Origin of the sequence: Sporolactobacillus caesalpiniae (genome assembly GCF_040513385.1) — a bacterium.
Taxonomy (GTDB): domain Bacteria; phylum Bacillota; class Bacilli; order Bacillales; family Sporolactobacillaceae; genus Sporolactobacillus.
Genome location: NZ_JBEVCB010000002.1, coordinates 458,670 through 479,998, shown reverse-complemented (window position 1 = coordinate 479,998; position 21,329 = coordinate 458,670). Strand labels below are relative to the sequence as shown.

The following is a 21,329-nucleotide window of genomic DNA, read 5'->3' as shown; positions in this document are numbered from 1 at the left end:
TAATTACTATAAGTGAAATAGAAGACGTCCTTTGAGGGCTTGTGAAAAGGTGTGGAGACTGTGCTGAAAAAACATTCGAATCTTATTTTCTGGACTTTAGAGCTTCTAGGACTTGCGTTACTGATCTTTGTTTTAACAAAAATTTCGTTTATTTTTGTTCCGGTGGTTACCCTAATCTCTACACTGTTTTTTCCGATCATTGTGGCTGGCTTTCTCTTCTTTTTAATTAGTCCGTTCGTAGATATTTTCCAACGCATGAAGCTTCCAAGGACCGTTAGTATCTTGGTTATTTACATTATTCTTACGGGCTTGATTGCCCTGCTCGTTGTCATTGTCGGTCCTCCGCTTACAGAGCAGGTGAAATCGTTATTCGGGCAGATTCCGGATTACATCACCAGCTTGGGGCAAAGCATTGAGAAATTGGCAGATTCTCAAGGATTTAAATGGCTGATCCATCAAGATTATTATTCTATCGACAAAATTCAGAACAGTCTCGAGAAGATGGTAAAGACATTCACGGATAACGCAGGTTCCGGATTATCGACATTTTTTAATGTACTGGCCAATGTGACGCTTACTGTGGTCACTGTTCCATTTATATTATTTTATATGCTGAAGGACGGCAATCGTCTCCCCAAGGCAGTATCACGCTTTTTTCCACAGAAGTATCATGATGAGGTCAATCACATCTTAGGTGACCTTAATGACACGTTGTCATCCTATATTCACGGGTTGATTATTGTGGCGTCGTTTGTAGGGATTACATCAAGTATTGGTTTTGCTGTGATCGGTCTGCCATACAGCCTGTTACTCGGACTAATTGTCGGTGTGACCAATATTATTCCTTATCTGGGACCGATAATAGGGGCGACTCCGGCACTGATCATTGCGTTGATTGATTCACCCGCAAAGGCGCTGCTTGTTCTTGCCGTGATCATCATCGTTCAGCAGCTGGATGGCCATCTGATTTCCCCACTTGTCATGGGTAAGCGGCTGAACACGCATCCGTTAACGATCATTGTCCTGCTGCTTGTCGCTGGAAAATGGATAGGGCCGATCGGCATGATTCTGGCTGTACCAACCTATGCGATGATTAAGACATTTATTTCGCATATGATTCGCTTGGTTCGTTTACGACGCAAAAGTAAAGACGACAGCTTGATCAAATCGTAAAAATTATGACTCATCAATACGAATCCGCCTTGTTAATGAAACAAATTGTTTCAGGGCAGGATTCGTATTTTTTTTCAAATAGGCAAGTGAGAGTACAGCTTTGAGCGGGTAATCGTCAATTTTTCTGTAAACGACCTCTAGGTTGAACAGCTTTTCTGCTGAAGCTGGAACAACTCCGATGCCGATCCCCGCGGAGACCAGCCCAACGACCATCTGATATTCAGTTGCTTCTTGGACTATTTTCGGGGTGAAATCGACGTTCTGGAACAGGGAAAGAAATTCATCATATAAACCCGGCCAAATGTCACGTGAGACCAGAATGAACGGTATATCCTCAAGATCTTTAATTCGTATTCGATCTTTCTTCGCAAGCGGGTGATTTCTTGGAAGAGACAGTGCGGCAAAGCCCCGTTTGATCGGTATCGTTTCGATAAGGGAACTGCTGACCGGCGGATGTAAGAGCCCGACATCAATTCGGCTGCCGATCAGCGCGCTTACTTGATCGGGTGTTGAAAACTCATGCAGACGGATCGAAACATGTGGAAACGTACTCCGATATTCGCGGATGATTTGCGGAAGAATATCGTAAGTTGCCGAACCAACGAAGCCGATCACTAAACGGCCGAATTCTCCGCGGTGTGCCCTTTGAGCTGTATCCACAGCCTGATTTACCTGAGCGATAACTTCTCGTGCCTCAGGCAGAAAGAGTTGCCCCGCCGTTGTTAGCTCGACATGTCGTTTATTTCGTTTAAAAAGTGCGACACCGATTTCCTCTTCAAATTGTTGGATCTGTTTGCTCAGCGGCGGTTGTGTCATTTGCAGGCGCGCAGCAGCTCGTCCAAAATGCAGTTCTTCAGCAACGGTAATGAAATAGATAATATGACGAAGTTCCATTAGCAGCGATTCTCCCAATTTATTTTTAGTCATCGTTAAAATGGTTTATTCACTATTAATATACTACGTGTATTACATGGTGTTCAATAATATATTTCACATAAGTAAATTGGCGCGCTAAAATGATATTAGTCACAGAAAAGTTTACCAAAATATGCACAGGCGAACTACCGACCCTAAAGGCAGAAACAGATAATCATGTGAGCACATTTAGAAATAGACGCCCGCAAATTAAGAGGAGGAACGTATTGTGAGTGATTTGAAAAAGGAGAAAGAAGAACAGAAACTGGCAACCGGTGCCGAACTTGTCGTTGACTGTTTAATTAAACAAGGTGTGAAGTATATTTTTGGTATTCCGGGAGCGAAGATTGACGCGGTATATGATGTACTGAAGGACCGCGGACCTGAGCTGATTGTTTGCCGACATGAGCAAAACGCCGCTTTTATGGCTGCGGCCATCGGCAGAATCACCTGTAAACCAGGCGTTTGCTTAGTAACTTCCGGTCCGGGGGCTTCCAATCTCGCTACCGGTATTGTTACCGCTAACGTAGAAAACGATCCGATTGTGGCGTTAGTTGGCGCCGTTCCTAGGGCTGATCGTTTGAAACGAACGCATCAATCCATGGATAATGCGGCTCTCTTCCAGCCAATCTCTAAATTCAGCGCTGAAGTCGTTGATCCGAAAAACGTAGCTGAAGTTGTAACAAATGCCTTCCGTGCTGCTGAATCAACATCCGCCGGTGCGAGTGTTGTCAGCTTCCCGCAGGACGTGTTGGTTTCGAAAACAACAGTGAACGCACTTGGACCGCTCGAAAGTCCGAAGCTTGGAACCGCGTCCGAAGAAGCCATTGACAAAGCTGTGGAAGCGATTAAGAACGCGAAAATGCCGGTTATTCTCGCCGGCATGCGCGCCAATCGATTCTCCGTCGTGTCTTCAGTCCGTTCATTGCTTCGGAAGATCGCATTCCCTGTAGTGGAAACCTTCCAGGCAGCGGGATTGATTCCGCGTGATATGGAGGAGCGTTTCTTTGGCCGCATTGGTCTATTCCGCAATCAACCCGGCGACTTAGTGCTTGAAAAGGCTGATGTCGTGGTTACAATTGGCTATGACTCCGTAGAATACGATCCTAAATTCTGGAATAATGTCGGTGCGCGTACAATTATTCACTTGGATGAAGTTCGCGCTGATATTGACCATTTCTATCAACCTTCGATTGAATTGGTTGGTGACATTCCATCAACAGTTCAGCGGATTAAGGATAAATTGACGAATTTGAATATGACGCAAGACAGCCTCTCTTATTTGGAAGTAATGCGCCACAGACTGGATGCACGGGATGAACCGCCGAAGGAAACGAACGGCAATCTTGTGCACCCGCTCAGCCTGATTCACACGCTGCGACACTTGGTCAGTGATGAAACGACAATTACATGTGACGTTGGTTCTCATTACATTTGGATGGCGCGCCATTTCCGTTCTTATGAACCGAAGACGCTGCTCTTTAGCAACGGCATGCAGACGCTTGGCGTCGCGCTCCCATGGGCGATGGCTGCCTCGCTGGTTAAGGATCATGCGAAGACAATCTCCATGTCGGGCGATGGCGGATTTTTGTTCTCCGCGATGGAACTGGAAACAGCAGTTCGTCTGAAATTGCCGATTGTCCACATCGTTTGGCGCGATGGGACGTATGACATGGTTGCCTTCCAGCAGCAAATGAAATACAAACGCACCTCAGGGATTAACTTTGGAAAAATCGACATTGTGAAATACGCTGAGGCATTTGGTGCAAAAGGATTGAGAGTGAACAAGCCGGAAGAACTCGAAGGTGTACTGAAAGAAGGACTCGCATACAACGATGGACCGGTGATCATCGATGTGCCTGTGGATTACAGTGATAACATCGCTCTTGGCAAGAGCTTGATCCCAAACCAATTGAACTAATCATTACTACAAGAGAGGTAGATAAATTATGGCAAGTGCAAAGGATAATGGTCGTTTGTTTCAACTTTCAACGATGTCATCGCTGCTCGACGGTGTCTTCGAAGGCGCAATGAATTACGATGAAATCAAGGAATTTGGCAATTTCGGCATTGGCACCTTTGAGCATTTGGACGGTGAAATGATTGCTTTTGACGGACAATTTTACCGTTTGCGCGGAGACGGAACAGCTACACCACTCCAGAGCGAGGACAGGACGCCGTTCTGCTCACTGACCTATTTTCAGCCAACCGTTGAGAAGAAAATTGATCACACTCTGGATAAAAACGCGTTTGAAGATGAACTGAAAAAACTGATGAAAAGCGAAAATCTGTTTTACGCATTCCGTATCGACGGTGTCTTTAAAGAAGTCAGCACACGAACGGTTGCTTATCAGGAGAAACCGATTCCGATGACTGAAGCGGTTAAGACGCAACCGATTTTTCATTTTAAGAATGTGAAGGGAACGGTCGTTGGTTTTTGGTCGCCGGCATTTACTCAGGGAATTGCGGTTTCCGGCTTTCACCTTCATTTTATTGACGAGGAACGCAAGGGCGGGGGTCACGTCTTTGATTACGTCTTCGATCATGGTACTGTTCAAGTTGATCAAAAATCACATATGAGCCTCTATACGCCTGAGACGGCAGGATTTCTGAACGCGAACCTTTCGCGAAAAGAGCTGGAGAAAGAAATAAAAGTCACCGAAGGCTAATGATTGTGACTAGGTAAAAGAAGAGAGATCTGAAGGATGACACCTTTGGATCTTTTTTTATTTTCGCTGATTGTGTCAATCTGAAAGCTTCATGAATATGTATTCCAAGACAAGCTGCCGCATACAATGACAGAAACCGTAGGACTATTGAGAGCAGGTGAAGCTTGTGATTCAAATGATTCTTTTTCAAACGTTTGCGGCTTTAGGCGCGATTATGATCTTGATGGTCTTCGTTAAAATTCTTTTTCACGCCCATGACTTACTTCTTTTTCCATCAGCGTTTGCATTTGGCTTATTCTATACAGCAATTATTGAGCAACGAACAGATCTCATCGAAGGTGCACTTGCAGGCTCAATTTATGCGCTAGCCGCATTTGGCTTGTATATGCTTGTAAAAAAGTTGTCGAAGCTGTACCGCCACCCGAAGGAGGGCCCTTATCACTAATGGGCACATCAATGGCGCCAATGAATGAGTAGGCGATTTTTTAACAAGTAAAAAAAGTATCATATTTTGCCCTGACCAAATACACCCGTGCCTTGGCCGAGAATCAAAGCGAAGGTGTGAGACGCCTGCGGGAATGTCTCTGTTGATTACGTGCCAGCGAGTGCACCAGTTGATCGCAAGCAACCGAAGCGACGATTCAGTACCATAAAGACACGAACCAATGACACATGGCTGGAGATTAGCGACCGGGCGCTCTTTGCCCGGTTTCTCTAACAAATAGTTTAGGTGTTGGCTTGTTCGTACGACGATAAGGCCATAAAATTCGGTTGGGCGATCAGGTAAGCGCCCAATTTGAGGAATAAGCGGAAAAATTCCGCTTAATTAGAAAATTAATAAAAAAATCGCTTAAATAGACGGAGAAATTCCGCTTATCGAATCGAAAAACGTGAAAATGGTGGGTTTTTCCGTGCATAACCGGAAAAATTACCCTTATGTACCTGTGAAACACGCACCATCATGCATATAACCGGAAAAATTCCGCTTATTTTGCCTGGCTTTTCTTTCATGCAACAAGCGTGTCCTAATTAAGGACACCCAACGCGCTCGAACGGTTTATCTATATGGAAGGATTCGAGCAATGAAAATGGGCGGTTAATCAGCTTCAACAGGTCGACAAATCCTTTTGGATGCTTAAATCGCAGTTAAAATTGTATAGATGCCAATGCAGATTAACAGGAGGGAAGCGATATATTCGGATAGTGTTCCCATACGTGATTTAAGTTTCTTTAAGCCTAATCGTTGCCCCGCTTCAATCGAAAAAAATGAGAGAACACCGACAGTTAAGGCAACACCAACAGGATTCAATCCTCCAATCCCTGCGCCGAACGCAGTGCCCATTGCGTTAAAGGACAGCGCGAAACTCAGCCAAAATGTTTCATTGTATGAAATCAAATTGTTTTGGTCACGGTCGATCTGATCTGCTTGGGGAATTGTTCTTGAGGGAGAACTGTGGTGCCTGAACGCATCGAAGAACGACCATAAGCCAATGCCAAGGATGATCGCGCCGCTCATTAAATTCGCAAAGAATTGAGGTATCGTGAATCCAAGGAATGAACCGGCGATGATCGTAATGAGAGAAGTCGTTAATGCGACAACTGCCATGAATAGATTAGCCATCCAAGTAATCTTTTTTCCATTAATCCCATAAGACATACCCACTGCGAAATTATCAATACTTGCCGCTATGCCGATTAAAAGAATCATGAACCAATGCATCTCTTCTCAGCCCCTTTGATCCGTAAATAATGCGGCCGTCTTTTCGATAGTTGTGCTTCAAAAATGCCCGGTCGGAAGGTATTGTATGTTAAAATAAGAAAGGTGTTCATCACTTAAGGGCGATTTTCATGACTTTTTACAAAATGCATCGGTGAAAATTGTCCGTCCTTTGATATAATGTTTGAGATGTATGGACCGAATTGGATGAGAAACAGGTGATCAAGTGAAACAGATGATGCAAACACAAGGTCTCTATGATGGCGCCGCCTACTATTACCTGAAGTATCGGGGCCAGTACAGTGATCGATTGATCCAAACATTAGCCACAAAATGTCGATTGGATGGTAAAGGGCGTCTGCTGGATTTAGGTTGCGGAACCGGTAAGTTAACTTTTCCAATGGCAAAGTATTTTGACGACACTGTTGGCATTGATGTGAGTTCGGATATGCTGCAATCCGCGCGCAGCCAATGTGAACTGCTTGATATTCACAAAATGAAGTGGCTGCAAATGCCTTCTGAGCAAATGAATCCAAAGCTGGGCTCTTTTCGAATGATTACAGCTGGCGATGCCTTTCACTGGATGGATCGCGAACTCGTACTTAAGCTGAGCTATGATCGTCTTGAACCAGGCGGAGCGCTGGCTCTTGTCGGGCAGGGACATATGCTTGGTGACCGCTCGCTTGATTGGCAGCAGGCGGTTCAGCAGGTCATTGATAAATGGTTTCCGAATAGCGGACACCGAAAACTTGGTGTCCGACATGAGCAGTTGCTGGCTCAATCTTCGTTTCATTCTTTGGTGACCGGTCAGATTCATTCAGAACGTAAACGCGATATTCCGTCTGTCATCGGTTATCTTTATTCCACATCCACCTGCCGAAAAACGATGCTCGGCACCGACGCACCTAATTTTGAAAAAGAACTCTATGACAAGCTGAAATCAATTGATCCTTCAGGTATTTTTACAGAGTCTGTTACGGATTACTATATAATTGCTTTTAAATAACGCTGCGGAAGCAGACGTTGAGTTGTTAAGCCTTTTGGAAGGTATATTAGGAGAGTGAATCTGTGAATAACCATGATATTGATTACAAAATCGAGGGACAGGAAATGCAATTCGTGGAAATCGAATTGGATCCTGGTGAAACGGTGATTGCCGAAGCCGGGAGCTTCATGATGATGGAAGACGGCATTTCCATGGAAACTATTTTTGGCGATGGAAGCAATCAAGGCAGCGGGGTAATGGGCAAGCTGTTCGGTGCCGGCAAACGACTGCTCACCGGCGAAAGTCTCTTTATGACCGCGTTTACTTATGAGGGATCAACGAGGGGACATGTTTCCTTCGCATCCCCTTACCCGGGAAAAATCATTCCGCTTGATCTAAGTCTCTACGGCGGTCGTATGATTTGTCAGAAGGACTCTTTCCTATGCGCCGCAAAAGGAGTTTCTGTTGGAGTCGCTTTTCAGAAAAAGCTCGGTGCCGGATTCTTCGGAGGAGAAGGCTTTATCATGCAGAAGCTTGAGGGTGACGGTCTGGCATTTGTCCATGCGGGCGGCATGATTAAAGAGCTCGATCTTGCTCCAGGCGAGACGTTAAAAGTTGACACGGGCTGCCTCGTCGCAATGACGAGCAGTGTGGACTACGACATTGAATTTGTCAAAGGCGTTAAAACTGCTCTATTTGGCGGAGAAGGATTGTTCTTCGCAACATTAAGAGGACCGGGAAAAGTGCTGGTACAATCACTTCCGTTCAGCAGGCTTGCCAGCCGTGTATTCAGCGCCATGCCTGGTAATCCCGCCGGGCGCAGTAAGGATGAGGGAAGCCTTGCCGGCGGCATTTTCAACATGTTTAACGGCGACTAGTTCATAAATCAGTTTAATAGTCCATTGCGCCGCCGTTTTGTCATTCGGCGGCGTTATTTCACACTGCTAGGAAAAAATTTAAGGAAAAAAGTGTAAGCAGCCGGATAGGTAAGGCTTGGAAAAGCCAAACTTTCAAATTCTAATTTCAGGCATTATACTGGGTTTCTGTCCGCGGATTCGTTACACTAAAAGGAATGATAGATAACGGAGTGGTATCACGTGAACGAAACGAAAAAGCAAGCATCCGGTAAAACAAGTGTCCGTTGGGTATTCTGGCTGCTCGCTGCGAAAATTGTCTTCATTCTTCTGCTTGCCGGAATGACTGTGTGGATTATCTACGCAGTTCAGGCGCACAATTCAGACAGCGGTGAAGGCGTACGCTTTACACATGTGCTTGGAGCCGGATACAGCAAGGATGGGAAAACAGTTTGGCTTGGGACTGATAAACAGCTTGTAACTTATAAAAAAGGTACATGGGGTGCTGAAAAATTAAAGAGCGACTCGCGCGTCTTAATGTATTTGCCGATCAATTCCGGCTTTATCCAAATAAGTAAATCCGGAAGCATAGAGTGGAAGACGCTAAAACAAGAACCGTTGAATCGCCACAAACTAAATGACCAAGAAGGATTGTGGGCGCAAGGCTATGCGACGGGGCGACTGTATAATCTTCACACCATAGGTAAAACATCCGAATTACGTTTCTCTGATAACAGAGGCGGTTCTTGGAGAACGATCAAGTTGGAAACCGTTGAAGGAACTGCTCAAGTCTTAGCTGTATCGCCGACTAATAAGAGTCAGCTCGCAATCGGGACAACAAAAGGTCTCTATGTCAGTGCGGATCATGGTGCTCATTTTCAGCGATACTTAAAGGGTCATTCTGTGACCAGCATGGCGTATGGATTTACCAAACAGCCCTCACTGCTTGTCGCCAGCTTCGGACAAGAAACATCGCTCTATCAAATTCTTCCGCAACAAACGAAAACCATTAATCTTGACATGGATACTGTAGCGAGTGATCGCTTGATTAAAATCATTCAAAATCCGATCAAACCCGGAGAAGCGATTATTCTAACCAAGCATGAAGCTATGTATCGAACGGAAAATGGTGGGCAGAACTGGACGATTATTGCCCAAAAAGGCAGAGGGTTGAATGGGAATTGAATAGGAACAACGAACTGTTTATGGTAAACTGATAGAAATGGCGAGAGGATCGGTGAAAAAATGATTCATACGGTTTTATTCGATGTTGACGGCGTTTTTCTTAGCGAGGAACGTTATTTTGACGCATCGGCGCTCACTGTGCGTGAATTACTGTTGAGCGAAAATTATCTAGGGCTAGGCGATGGCAAATCTTTTCAAACGGAATACAGCGATGAAGAGATTGCAAACATCCGATCAACTATTTTTCTGAATGATGACGTTTTGAACTTCTTGAAATCCCGGGGGATGAACGCCAACTGGGATATGATTTATATAACAATTTCCGTACAGCTCATTCATCTGACAACGCAATTGCCAGAAGAGGCACGGGTTCAGGCAGTGAAACAACTGGTAAAACCGATCACTCGGACGACGCTCGATACGTTTAGAGCCTTGTTTAAAGAATATCCTGTGAAGCCTGATTTCACTAGATTCATGATTGACTTTAAAGAGAGTCATGCGACAAAACAGGAATTAATTCTTTATCTGAATGAGATCGCTGAAAAACGGCTTGGCATTAAAACAAAAGCCTTCCAGCCAAAGAGTGATTTTTGGCATATCGGTGAGCACGCTTCACAAGAATGGTACATAGGTGATGAAAATGTGCTTAGCGCGACTGGCGCGCCATCTGTTCAGACCGGCAAAAAAGGATTCATGAATGAAGAAGTAACACTTGCAGAACCTGACTTTATTCAGGGAATGTTTCACGCATTCCGCGAGAAAGGGATTCGCGTAGGGATCGCGACCGGGCGCCCGAGATTGGAAACCTTTAAACCGTTCACGTACTTGAACTGGATTGGCGAGCTCGATCAGAATCATATCGCGACAGCCGATGATGTGCTGGCAGCAGAACGAAAATATGATGCGGCTCCCCTTGCAAAGCCGCATCCGTTTACCTACCTCACCTCGTTCCATGGCAAGGATAGCGACATTGAACGATGGACCGCTCGTCAGCCGGAACAGCTTCCCGATGGTGAAAATACGTTAATTGTCGGGGATTCGCTTGCCGACTTGTTATGTGCGAAACAATTGGGCTGCCGATTTGTTGGCGTTCTCACAGGACTTTCCGGTCAGAAAGCGCGCGGTGAATTGGAAGAGCATGGTGCCGATTTTATTTTAAATTCCGTTGCAGACGTAAAAGATCTTGTACTTGGTCTCTTGGAAAAATAAGAATGTATACCGGAGGGTGTCTCAATAGTCTGTTTTTGACTTTGAGACACCTTATCTTTATAACGTGGTGGTCATGGGAAATGAAGAAAGAAGGATGAACGTTGAGCAGTACAGAAAGAGCAGGTATAGACGCAGGTGGGACGTTAATCAAAGTGGCGATCCAAAGGCGACAGGGATGGTACTTTCAATCGTTTTCCATTCGGCAAGTTGACGATTGCCTCGTATGGCTGAATGAACGCGCCGCTCCGCTTTCGCTTCGAATCACCGGAGGAAAGTCCGCCATAGTTCAAGATAAACTGAATCGACAGGACAAAACCAGTGTCCCGGAATTCCTTGCTTCCTGCAATGGTGCGCGTCACCTGCTCGCATTAGAGGGACAGAGTCAGCTTACCGATTTTATTCTTACCAATGTCGGAACAGGTACCTCGATTAACCTGATCCGGGGAGAAATGCAGGAATGGGTCGGTGGAACGGGTGTCGGCGGCGGGACACTTGTAGGACTATCCGGTCTGTTAACGAATGTCTATGATTATTCGAAGTTAATACGGCTTGCCGCTCAAGGTCATAGGGATTCGGTTGATTTGACTGTTTCCCGAATCTATGGGAATGGAACGCCTCCGATCCCAGGTGACCTAACAGCAAGTAATTTTGGTGCGCTGTCCGGCAAAACTGCGGTACCGCCATCTGCCGACCAAGTCGCTTCAGTCATTGGCCTGGTTGCTGAAACGGTAACGGCACTCAGTGTCATGGCTGCTCAAAAGGCCGGTGTGGATACGGTCGTTTATATCGGAAGCTCTTTTGTAGAAAACCCCAAGCTTAAAAAAAGTGTAACACGTTACAGCCGGCAGTGGGGGATTACTCCGATTATCCTACGTGACGGCTCATTCTGCGGTGCTGTAGGGGCCGCGCTGTCTAAATGAATAAAAGCCCTCCATCCTCGAAAGTTGAGGACTGGAGGGCTTTTTAATAGGATAAGTAATTATTTCTCTTCTGCAAAGCCGTTAATTTCCGCAAATTGCACATCGTTCAAGTCTTCGATGCCGAGAATTGTGTCGCGAACGGTGTCAGGTACAGGCTTGTCAACGGTTAAGACCATGACGGCCTTACCGCCAATAGTCTGTCGGCCAACGTACATGCTGCCGATGTTGATATGTCCTTCGCCGAGAATCGATCCTACGTTTCCAATCATGCCGGGAACATCCATGTGATCAATGTACAGCAAATACTTTTCCGGTTCCATGTCAAGGCGATAGCCATTGATCGAAACGATTCGTCCGCCAAACCCGGCGAGGTAGGTGCAAGCGATCGTCGCTTTGTCATCACCATTGACGATTTCAAGTTCAATAAAGTTCGTGAAGCCTTTGTGTGCCGCGTTTTTTTGTACGCTATAGGAGAGACTGTGCGCTTTGAGCACTTGCATCACGTTCACAATATTGATTGATGAATCCAGATAGTATGAAAGGAGTGCTTTGATCATTTGCCGCGTTAGTAAACCGGTGTCTTCTAAAAAGAGTTCACCATAGTAGTTAATATTGATTTTTTCCGGTGCCTTCTTAAAAATCTGCATCAGCAGTTCAGCCATTTGCTCACTCAATGTAAGGTAAGGCTTGATTTTTTGCTGAACAGAAGCGGAGATATGCGGCAGATTAATGGCATGCTGCACGCTTCCTGCAGTGAAGATGCCAACGATTTCTTCGCTGACTGATTCAGCGACTTTCTCTTGCGCCTCTTCAGTAGAGGCACCGAGGTGCGGCGTGACGATAATACGCGGGTTCTGAGTGAGTCCGGGAGTTTCCGGGGGTTCATGTTCGAATACGTCGATCGCAGCCCCGGCAACCTGTCCGCTGTTTACAGCGTCAACGAGTGCCCGCTCGTCAATAATTCCGCCGCGGGCGCAGTTTATGAAACGCACACCCTTTTTCGTTTTCGCAAAGTAATCTGCATCGATTAATCCACGTGTCTCAGGAGTCAGCGGTGTGTGGACCGTAATGAAATCAGCCTGCTCCGCAATTTCATCCAGACTCGCTTTAATAATGCCCAGCTTCTTTGCACGGTCTTCCGTTAGGAACGGATCGTAGCCGAGAATGTTCATCTGGAACCCCTTAGCGCGTTTCGCGACTTCCGTGCCGATTCGCCCCATGCCGACAACGCCCAGTGTCTTTTGGTAAAGTTCAACACCTTTGAAAAGTTTGCGTTCCCATTTTCCCGATGTCAAAGAACCATAGGCCTGCGGGATATTGCGTGCCAGGGCAAGCATCATTGCCATGGTGTGTTCTGTTGCGGCAATCGTATTTCCAGCCGGCGCGTTGATGACAATGATACCTTTTTCCGTTGCGGCTTCAATATCAATGTTGTCGACACCGACACCGGCACGGGCGATGATTTTCAGTCGATCTGCCGCTTGAATGATTTCGCGGGTCACTTGGGTCTGGCTGCGAACGATCAGCGCATCATAGTCTTTGATCATTTCAGCAAGCACAATAGGCTCTAGACCGGTATGCTGTTCAACCTTAAATTCCTGATTTCCGGTCAATGCTTTCAGACCGCTTTCGCTGATTGGATCGGTAACAATAACTTTATACATGCTGTGCGTAAACCTCCTCGGCTTTTTTAACAGCCGCGCCGAAACGAGGCGCTTGTCCAAACTTGGCAAGTGTTAATTCGAGCGCGCTTAATACTTTCAAAATATCAAATGGTGTGCAATAGCCCATATGTCCGATGCGGAAAATCTTGCCTTTGAGATCCTTCTGACCGCCGGCGATCGTAATTGAAAAGTCTTTTTTTAGGGCCTTCTGAATCTCGGGTGCTGAAATGCCTTCCGGTTGAACCGCGGTAACGGTGGGGGAGGCGTCTTCATCAGTAGTTAACAGAGGCAGCCCTAGCTCATGGATACCGGCACGAAGCATATCACGGAGCAAAAGGTGGCGTTTGATTACGTTTGCCCAGCCTTCTTCTTCAATCATGTCACATACAGCCTGTGCCCCTTGTATGAGTGACACTGCCGGGGTAAATGGTGTTGATTTCTGCTTTTCGTAAGTATCCACATAGCGTTTCAGATCAAGATAAAAACGCTTTTCCGGGCATTCACGAATGGCTTTCAATCCACGGTCGCTGAATGCGGCGAATGCGAGACCTGGAGGAAGCATCAGCGCTTTTTGCGAGCTGGTGACAAGAACATCAATCTTATCTTTTTCCATATCAACCGGAACGGCACCGATGCAGCTGACACCGTCAACGATGAACAGGGCATCGGTCCTTTTTTTGATGACCTGACCGAGCGCGTGAATCGGATTCAGAACGCCGGTTGAGGTTTCGTTAAATGTGCCGAACACGGCTTTGATCGGTGTTCCATTGAGACTGTCGATAAAGTTTTCGAGTTGTTCTGGGGAACATGATTTGCCCCATTCTATATTTAAACGATGGACAGTTGCTCCGTAATTCTCCGCAATCGAAGCCAGACGGTCGCCGAAAGATCCGGCAACAATAACGATGGCATGATCGCCTTCATGAACCGTGTTCACGACAGCCGCTTCGAGAGCGGAGGTACCGCTGCTGGTTAAAATCATGACAGGATGTTTTGTGCCGAAGACGGGTTGCAGTCTCGTCGCGACATCTTCAATCAGCACAGAGAAGTCAGGACTCCGATGCCCGATCATCGGGCGCGCCATAGCGGCGTTGACTTGGTTAGGGATTGGGGTAGGGCCTGGTGTAAACAAATACGTCTGATCTAAAAACAATGAACTCATCCTTTCTGTTTCTCTTTGATTTGCGGAAGCGGCTGATCAAATAAGACTGCCGTCCGGTAAAAATAATAAAAACGCCCCTCGCAGTATGCAAAACATACCGCGAGGGACGCTAATATTCGTGGTGCCACCCTCATTTGCCGTCAAAGCACGAGAAATGCCTTTGACGACCTTCATTAAACGCGATAACGGCTTTAAGCCGAATCCACCTACTCATTAATGCGCAGTGTGTCAACGCATTAACTTTCTGCTAACCTGCTCAAGAGTGCTCAATAAATAGGGGATCGTACCGGTTCTCAGCGTGTACCGGCTCTCTGGTGACTGATTCCAAAAATATTGTTGTCTCCGTCATCGCAATTAACATGATCAAATTTCTTTAACTGATTGTGTCCAAATTGTAACAGCTATCTGAATGTTTGTAAAGAAAAATATTTCGATTTGTTCCACTGGTAAGAAAGTATAAAAAAATTAAAGATTCCAGGAAACGAGTGTAAGCGGTCCGAAAAAACGCCGCGTCCTGCGGCTCATCGGACACTAGGCCGTCCATGGCCGTCGCAACTAAATCTTCGCCTTCGCCAGAGGATTGGCGAAGGCGAAGCCAGGTTTTCTAACAAGTAAAGAAAGTTTATCGTTTTGCCTTGCTGGTACGACGATATGGTCATAAGATTCGGATGGACGATTAGGTAAGCCGCCCAATCTAAGAAATAAACGGAAAAATTCCGCTTAATTAGAAAATGAATGGAAAAATTGCTTAAATAGACGGAGAAATTCCGCTTATCGGATCGAAAAACGTGAAAATAGAGAGTTTTTCTGTGCATAAGCGGAAAAATTACCCTTATATGCCTGTGAAACAAGCGCCATGGTGCAAATAACCGGAAAATCTCCGCTTATTTTATTCCGGCCACGTTACTTATGAAATATCGGAACCTAATTAGTTGCTCGGCTCGGCTGATGTTTCGAGAAGCGCCTTTTCAAGAACATTGAGAAATAGTTTCATGTCCTCCATTTTCCCGATCGTGACACGTACACCATCCTGAAAAGCATTAATCAAGAAACCATTCTCTTTGCAGTAGAGCGCAACCTGTTTTGGTTCAGAAGTTTTAATATAAATGAAATTTGCCTGAGTGTCATAGTAGGGAATGGACTTATTATCTAGAAAAGAGGTAGTCATTGCCAATACCTCTCTATTTTTTTTCAGGCATTTCTCTTTAAAATCATCATCCTTAAGACCGGCAAGTGCAGCGACCTGACTTAATCTTGGATTGTTAAACGGCGGTCTGACTTTACCAATCTCCTCAATGATCCTCAAGCTGCCAACAGCATAACCAATCCGGAAAGAAGCCAAACCATAGGATTTGGAGAAGGTGCGGAGTATGAGCACATTGTCATTTATCGGCAGGTAGTCCAGTCCATTTGGAAAATCATTAGCTGTCACAAAGTCGATATACGCTTCGTCAATGACAACGAGCACATTCTTAGGGACATTCTGAATAAATTGACCCAGTTCGATTTTCGACAGATAGGTACCGGTCGGATTGTTCGGATTACAGATCCAGACAACCTTTGTCGTTGCATCAATGGCATGGAGCATCGCTTTCCAGTCATGCTTTCCATTCTTGTCACAAGGAATCTTTCGTGTTGTCGCGCCCTCAATTTGCGCATGACAATAATATTCATAGAACGTTGGCCATGCCATGACCATGCTGTCTCCCGCTGCTAAAAATGCTCGGCTGACAAGGACGATGATTTCATCTAGTCCCGCACCGAAGAGAAATTGTTCAGGTTTGACTGAAAGCCTTTGTGAAAGTTCAAGACGAAGATCCGTGTTTTCACAGTCCGGATAGAGTTCCGGAAGAAGCGCATCGTTGATAATCGCATCGCGGACATTTGGTGAAGCACCGTACACATTTTCATTTGAATCTAATTTGACCATATGCTTTAGACCATATATTTTCTTTATCGCATCAACCGATGGGCCCGGATCATAAGCTCTGAGGTTCTCAAGATTTTTCTTAAACATATGCATCGCTCCTCGTTTGCACGTTCATTTTTTCTATCACACTATTCGGCGCTTGCGCTTGTGACACCGCAAATAAAACCCTTCATAAAATAGGGTGACTGTGTTCGTTGACCCATTACATTTAAACATGGCAAATTGTAAATGTAAAGAGGACGTAAGCATTTATAACATCTAAAGATAGATGTGAACATAAAGATTGGAATCTGTAAGTTCATAATATGACAGAAAAAAATTAACAAATTAATAAAATAGAAAACGTTTGCAGAAAATTATTTTCAAATGTAAGCGTTTGATGTACAATAGAAACAGAGAACAAGGAGGGATTATGAATGGCAGAAAGTCAGTGTATTGTACGCATTCAGTCAGCCTATCCGCATTTGAGTGAAAAGGAACGCAGAATTGCTGATTATATTTTAAATCATCCGAAAGAAACGATTCACAGCAGTATCAATCAGGTGTCGGCGCGAATAAAGGTGGCTGATGCAACGGTGTTTCGCTTTTGCCGACGTTTAGATTTTAAAGGATTTCAGGAGATGAAAATCATCCTTGCGTCCGACATTGCTCGAAGCAAGCGCTTCGAAGAAACGCCTAAACCCGATCTTGATGATGACATTCTAAACTTAGCGGGACAGGTTTTTCAGGATAACATTCGTACCTTAGAAAATACGTATCAAATTATCAACAGTGAATCCTTTAAAAGAGCGGTCGCGGTTTTAGCGCGTTCGGAACGAATCGCGTTCTTCGGCAGCAGTGGATCTGCTTTAGTTGCTCAAGAAGCGCACAGAAAATTTGTGCGAGCGGGAATCATGACCTATGCGCCCAGCGATGGAGAATTTCAGATGCTCTCGGCTTCCCAACTGACTGATCGGGACGCGGCTGTTTTCATTTCCTATTCTGCGGGGGATAAGCATTTGGTTCAAGTCGCTAAAATGGTGAACCAAAAGGGCTGTCCAGCAATTGGAGTCACAGGGTTTATGAAATCTTCGCTTGCCGATCTGATGGATGTCTCGCTTCACACAGTTTCTGTGCCGACCAATTTCAGGTCGGAATCCTATGTAGCTCGCGCCGCTCAGGTGACCTTGATCGACGCTCTATTTGTCAGTGTCATGAACCAGCGTAAGAAATTACAACTCATCGATGATCCTCTCCAGGATGTGTCAGTGCAGGGGTAAACTGGGATTGTGGTGGAAGCGGTTACATGATGACTATTGATCTTACGTGTGTGCTCGATCAAAATTGTGAATGCAGGATGAGAAACAGAACGTACAAACAACCAAGGATCATGGCAAAGAAGAAAATAAACCCCCAAGCAATTTTTACTTTCATCAAAAAACCTCCTCATTTGCTCTTAGTTTGAGCAGATAAGGAGGTTTCTATTTAGACTGTTTATGGGATTTTATTTAGCGGAAACAACGCGTGTACACACGCCGTCATTCACCGGCTGAAGCACGACACATTCGTAGCTCGGGAAAGCGTCGTATAAGCATTGTTTGATATGCGCGCTTTTGTCATGATCGACTAAAGACATTACTGTCGGTCCTGCACCACTCAGAAAAGTGCCATATGCACCGTTTTCTTTTGCAATCCGAGTTATTTTATCAATATCGGGAATCAGCTTCGCCCGGTAAGGCTGATGGAACCGGTCGTCTTCCATCATTTTACCAGCGATTGTACCGTCACCGGTTAGTAAGGCAGCGACAAGTACATTACCGATGCTGCTCGCCTCAATAGCTTGTTTGAAGGGGAGCGTCTCCGGCAACGCTTTTCGTGCTTCGCTTGTTTTGAGTTCGAAATTTGGAATTACCGTAACAAAATCAAAATTGGGCGCAGGCAGTCGAACGGTTGTGACCCGAGTTTGATTTTGTGTGGATACGGTTAACCCGCCATATAGCGAGGCGGTAACATTATCCGGATGTCCCTCCGCGCGGCAGGCGATCCATGACTTTTCCTCTAACGAAAGGTTCAGATCGAGCAGAAAATCGGCGAGCTCGATGCCGGCGATAATGGCTGATCCGCTGCTTCCAAGACCGCGGGAAAGCGGAATGGTGTTGCGCACGTCCACAGAATAAGCGGGAAGCGTTTGCTTGTGTTCATCCGCGATTTTTTTAGCTGTGAGATAGATCAGATTACTTTCCAGTGCGGGGCGGAATGTCGGCTGATCTATATAATGAAACGCCCACGCGTTGGCTTTTGTCGCATCCAGAACTAAATAGCGGCCAAAAGCGAGACCGATGGAATCGAATCCCGGTCCCAGATTGGCTGTGCTGCCAGGCACTTTGATTTGAAATGCCGATGGCTTGCTCATTTGGCTGCCTGCTGGAGATGATCGACAACGGCAGACGCCTCTGCGCCGATAATTGTTGGTTCAATCGTCAAGGTATCCATCGCGGTTGCTGGATCTTTCAGTCCATTCCCAGTCAGGATACAGACAACTTTTGAACCTTTTTTAATTTTTCCTGCTTCGACGTGTTTCATCAAACCGGCAATTGAAGCGCAAGAAGCGGGTTCGGCAAATACGCCTTCTGTGCGGGCAATCAGCTTGTACGCTGCAAGGATTTCGTCATCGGTTACGGAATCAATTTCTCCGCCGGATTCTTTTTCAGCGGCAACCGCCAGTTTCCAACTTGCGGGGTTGCCGATACGAATCGCAGTAGCAATCGTTTCAGGGTGTTCAATCACTTTGTTTTTGACGATGGCGGCGGATCCTTCTGCCTCAAATCCGTGAATTTCAGGCGGAGCGATTTGCTTGCTGTCACGCAATTCCTTGAATCCTTTCCAGTACGCAGAAATATTTCCTGCGTTTCCGACAGGAATACAGAGCACATCAGGCGCAGTGCCGAGTTGGTCGACAATTTCATAAGCACCTGTCTTCTGTCCTTCGAGTCTGAATGGGTTGATTGAATTGACGATCGTGAAATCGGAATGCGCGCCTGTGTAACGGACAATATCCAGAGCTTGATCGAAATTCCCATCGATTTCAAAAATTTTAGCTCCGTACATGACAGACTGGGCCAATTTTCCAAGCGCGATTTTTCCTTTCGGAATGACGATGATGCAATCCATTCCGGCACGGGCGCTGTAAGCTGCGGCAGAAGCTGACGTATTACCGGTTGATGCGCAGATCACACCGGTACTTCCGCTTTCTTTCGCCTTCGCAACTGCAAGGAACATGCCGCGGTCTTTAAAACTTCCTGTAGGGTTCAAACCTTCGAATTTCCCGTAAATTTCGCACCCCAATTTAGCGGAAAGCTTTTCAAGTGGAATGAGAGGCGTGTCCCCTTCAAGCAGTGTCAAACGCGGTGTTTTATCGGTTACCGGTAAAACATCCTTATATTTTTCCATTAATCCTTTCCAAGCCATAAATCTTAGCCCCTTTCAACACGGAAATATTTAGCATTCACAACAACATCTAACTGGTTTAAAATTTCAAAGGATTTCTCGAAAAGTACTTTATTTGTTACATGGGTGACCATAGCAACCTCTGCAATGTCGCGACCCGGAATGGGTTCCTGATAGAGTTTGCTAAGGCTGATGCTCTGTTCTCTAAAAAGATCGGTTAGTTTTGAGAATGAACCTGGTTCGTCCTTGATGTGCATGCGAACAAAAAATTTGCTTTCAACAAGGTTGTCCTTACGGGCATGCAGTTCTTTTTTTGGCAAGAAAATGTGATTGCCGGTTATTCCGAGTGAAATATTCCGCACGACAGAAATAAGATCGGACACGACGGATACTGCTGTCGGTCCTTCACCCGCGCCTGCACCATAATACATTGTCTCACCGAGAGCTGCGCTATAAACGTAGATCGCATTATTCTCATTCTCAACCGAGGCAAGCGGGTGACCATCAGTAAGCAGGGTGGGTTCGACGCGTACATCGATATCACCATTATTTACCTCCGAGATGCCGACCAGCTTAATGGTGTAGCCCAACTTTTTGGCAAAGATAATATCTTCGCGTGTGACATCGGTAATACCTTTAATCTTCACATCATCTAGTTTTACCGGGATGCTGTAAGCGAGATGGCTAAGGATCACCATTTTCCGTGCGGCATCCAGTCCCTCGACATCAGAAGTTGGATCGGCTTCGGCGAATCCAAGCCTCTGTGCGGAAGCAAGAGCCTTCTCATAGGACAAGCCTTCGCCGCTCATTTTGCTCAAAATGTAGTTTGTCGTACCATTCACAATTCCGATCATCTTTTGGATCTGGTCGGCAGCCAAACTGTCTGTAAGCGTTCTGAGAATTGGGATGCCGCCGGCAACGCTTGCTTCGTAATAGAGATCACAATGGTTGGCGCGTGCTTCGAGCAGCAATTCCTCTCCATAGGAAGCCATTAAATCTTTGTTGGCGGTTATGACATTCTTCTTGTTTTTCAGCGCACGAAGGATGTAGCGGTAAGCTAAATCCACACCACCGATCAACTCAATAATCACATTTATTTCCGGATTGTCAAGAATTTCATAGACATCTGTGGTTAATGTCCGGTTATCAATGAGTACTTTTCTAGCTCTGTTTTTGTTACGGACGAGCACTTTTTCCAGATTGATCTCGCAACCTGCACGTTCTTGAAGACGCTCTTTATTCTTGGTGAGCAGTCTGACAACGCCTGTTCCGACTGTCCCGAATCCAAGCAAGCCTACGGACACCTTCTCCAACTTCCAACACTCCTCGTATTCATCACACAGCCAACCGCTGAGAATGGCGTGTTCACAGATTAAGGCGCGGACAACTCATTGACGCAACTGTCCGCACTTTTCTATTTTTCAGTAAAAATAACGTACTACGTTATGTATCTTGCATTATAACCCGAAGATTGACCAACAACAAGACTATTTTTCTTGACAAAAGCGATAACAGTTCAA

At 45.7% G+C, this 21,329-nt stretch carries 18 protein-coding genes; 10 read left to right on the top strand and 8 right to left on the bottom strand.

The features are described from left to right. Positions 1-60: 60 nt before the first annotated feature. The gene (locus tag ABWW58_RS05680) at positions 61-1,173 is read left to right on the top strand and encodes an AI-2E family transporter (RefSeq protein ID WP_353868228.1); all 1,113 of its coding nucleotides are present in this window, start codon (positions 61-63) and stop codon (positions 1,171-1,173) included. A 3-nt stretch (positions 1,174-1,176) separates the two neighbouring features. On the opposite strand, the gene alsR is transcribed toward ABWW58_RS05680, so the two are convergent. Beyond that, positions 1,177-2,067: an acetoin biosynthesis transcriptional regulator AlsR gene (gene alsR, locus ABWW58_RS05675; protein WP_353868227.1), complete on the bottom strand. Its 891-nt coding sequence runs from the start codon at positions 2,065-2,067 to the stop codon at positions 1,177-1,179. Positions 2,068-2,317: 250 nt separating this feature from the next. Between alsR and alsS the strand changes: the two genes are divergently transcribed. The 3 genes from alsS (at position 2,318) to ABWW58_RS05660 (ending at position 5,202) form a co-directional block, all read left to right on the top strand. Then, positions 2,318-4,009 (top strand): acetolactate synthase AlsS, encoded by a 1,692-nt coding sequence (alsS, locus tag ABWW58_RS05670; protein ID WP_353868226.1) that lies wholly within the window; start codon positions 2,318-2,320, stop codon positions 4,007-4,009. A gap of 28 nt (positions 4,010-4,037) precedes the next feature. Beyond that, positions 4,038-4,757 (top strand): acetolactate decarboxylase, encoded by a 720-nt coding sequence (gene budA, locus ABWW58_RS05665; RefSeq protein WP_353868225.1) that lies wholly within the window; start codon positions 4,038-4,040, stop codon positions 4,755-4,757. A gap of 166 nt (positions 4,758-4,923) precedes the next feature. Beyond that, entirely contained in the window at positions 4,924-5,202 is a 279-nt protein-coding gene (locus ABWW58_RS05660) for a hypothetical protein (protein ID WP_093672495.1), read from the top strand. 690 nt (positions 5,203-5,892) lie between these two features. On the opposite strand, the gene ABWW58_RS05655 is transcribed toward ABWW58_RS05660, so the two are convergent. Beyond that, positions 5,893-6,477 carry a manganese efflux pump MntP gene (locus tag ABWW58_RS05655; RefSeq protein ID WP_353868224.1) on the bottom strand — a complete coding sequence of 195 codons (585 nt, stop codon included), beginning with the start codon at positions 6,475-6,477 and terminating at the stop codon, positions 5,893-5,895. Between the two features lie 232 nt (positions 6,478-6,709). Here ABWW58_RS05655 and ABWW58_RS05650 point away from each other — a divergent pair, with 232 nt between their 5' ends. The 5 genes from ABWW58_RS05650 (at position 6,710) to coaW (ending at position 11,627) form a co-directional block, all read left to right on the top strand. Continuing rightward, complete coding sequence (locus ABWW58_RS05650) at positions 6,710-7,480, top strand: class I SAM-dependent methyltransferase (protein WP_353868223.1); 771 nt, start codon at positions 6,710-6,712, stop codon at positions 7,478-7,480. A 62-nt stretch (positions 7,481-7,542) separates the two neighbouring features. Beyond that, on the top strand, positions 7,543-8,337 hold the full coding sequence (locus ABWW58_RS05645) for a TIGR00266 family protein (RefSeq protein ID WP_353868222.1): 795 nt from the start codon (positions 7,543-7,545) through the stop codon (positions 8,335-8,337). Positions 8,338-8,556: 219 nt separating this feature from the next. Further along, positions 8,557-9,498, top strand: coding sequence for a hypothetical protein (locus ABWW58_RS05640; RefSeq protein ID WP_353868221.1), 942 nt, complete (start codon positions 8,557-8,559; stop codon positions 9,496-9,498). Between the two features lie 60 nt (positions 9,499-9,558). Continuing rightward, positions 9,559-10,707, top strand: coding sequence for an HAD family hydrolase (locus ABWW58_RS05635; RefSeq protein ID WP_353868220.1), 1,149 nt, complete (start codon positions 9,559-9,561; stop codon positions 10,705-10,707). Positions 10,708-10,808: 101 nt separating this feature from the next. After that, complete coding sequence (gene coaW, locus ABWW58_RS05630) at positions 10,809-11,627, top strand: type II pantothenate kinase (RefSeq protein WP_353868219.1); 819 nt, start codon at positions 10,809-10,811, stop codon at positions 11,625-11,627. A gap of 59 nt (positions 11,628-11,686) precedes the next feature. On the opposite strand, the gene serA is transcribed toward coaW, so the two are convergent. The 3 genes from serA to hisC form a co-directional block, all read right to left on the bottom strand. Continuing rightward, entirely contained in the window at positions 11,687-13,291 is a 1,605-nt protein-coding gene (gene serA, locus ABWW58_RS05625) for a phosphoglycerate dehydrogenase (protein ID WP_353868218.1), read from the bottom strand. After that, entirely contained in the window at positions 13,284-14,453 is a 1,170-nt protein-coding gene (locus ABWW58_RS05620) for a pyridoxal-phosphate-dependent aminotransferase family protein (protein ID WP_353868217.1), read from the bottom strand. Before ABWW58_RS05620 ends, serA begins: the two co-directional genes overlap by 8 nt. A gap of 928 nt (positions 14,454-15,381) precedes the next feature. Continuing rightward, positions 15,382-16,470: a histidinol-phosphate transaminase gene (gene hisC / locus ABWW58_RS05615; RefSeq protein WP_353868216.1), complete on the bottom strand. Its 1,089-nt coding sequence runs from the start codon at positions 16,468-16,470 to the stop codon at positions 15,382-15,384. A gap of 329 nt (positions 16,471-16,799) precedes the next feature. Between hisC and ABWW58_RS05610 the strand changes: the two genes are divergently transcribed. Beyond that, positions 16,800-17,642 (top strand): MurR/RpiR family transcriptional regulator, encoded by an 843-nt coding sequence (locus ABWW58_RS05610; RefSeq protein WP_353868215.1) that lies wholly within the window; start codon positions 16,800-16,802, stop codon positions 17,640-17,642. Between the two features lie 224 nt (positions 17,643-17,866). On the opposite strand, the gene thrB is transcribed toward ABWW58_RS05610, so the two are convergent. From thrB to ABWW58_RS05595, 3 genes are read right to left on the bottom strand one after another with little or no spacing between them, the layout of a single operon-like run. Then, positions 17,867-18,775: a homoserine kinase gene (thrB, locus tag ABWW58_RS05605; RefSeq protein ID WP_353868214.1), complete on the bottom strand. Its 909-nt coding sequence runs from the start codon at positions 18,773-18,775 to the stop codon at positions 17,867-17,869. Next, positions 18,772-19,830, bottom strand: coding sequence for a threonine synthase (gene thrC, locus ABWW58_RS05600; RefSeq protein ID WP_093672519.1), 1,059 nt, complete (start codon positions 19,828-19,830; stop codon positions 18,772-18,774). The genes thrB and thrC overlap by 4 nt, the downstream gene beginning before the upstream one ends. A gap of 5 nt (positions 19,831-19,835) precedes the next feature. Continuing rightward, positions 19,836-21,122 carry a homoserine dehydrogenase gene (locus ABWW58_RS05595; protein WP_353868213.1) on the bottom strand — a complete coding sequence of 429 codons (1,287 nt, stop codon included), beginning with the start codon at positions 21,120-21,122 and terminating at the stop codon, positions 19,836-19,838. Positions 21,123-21,329 lie beyond the last annotated feature (207 nt).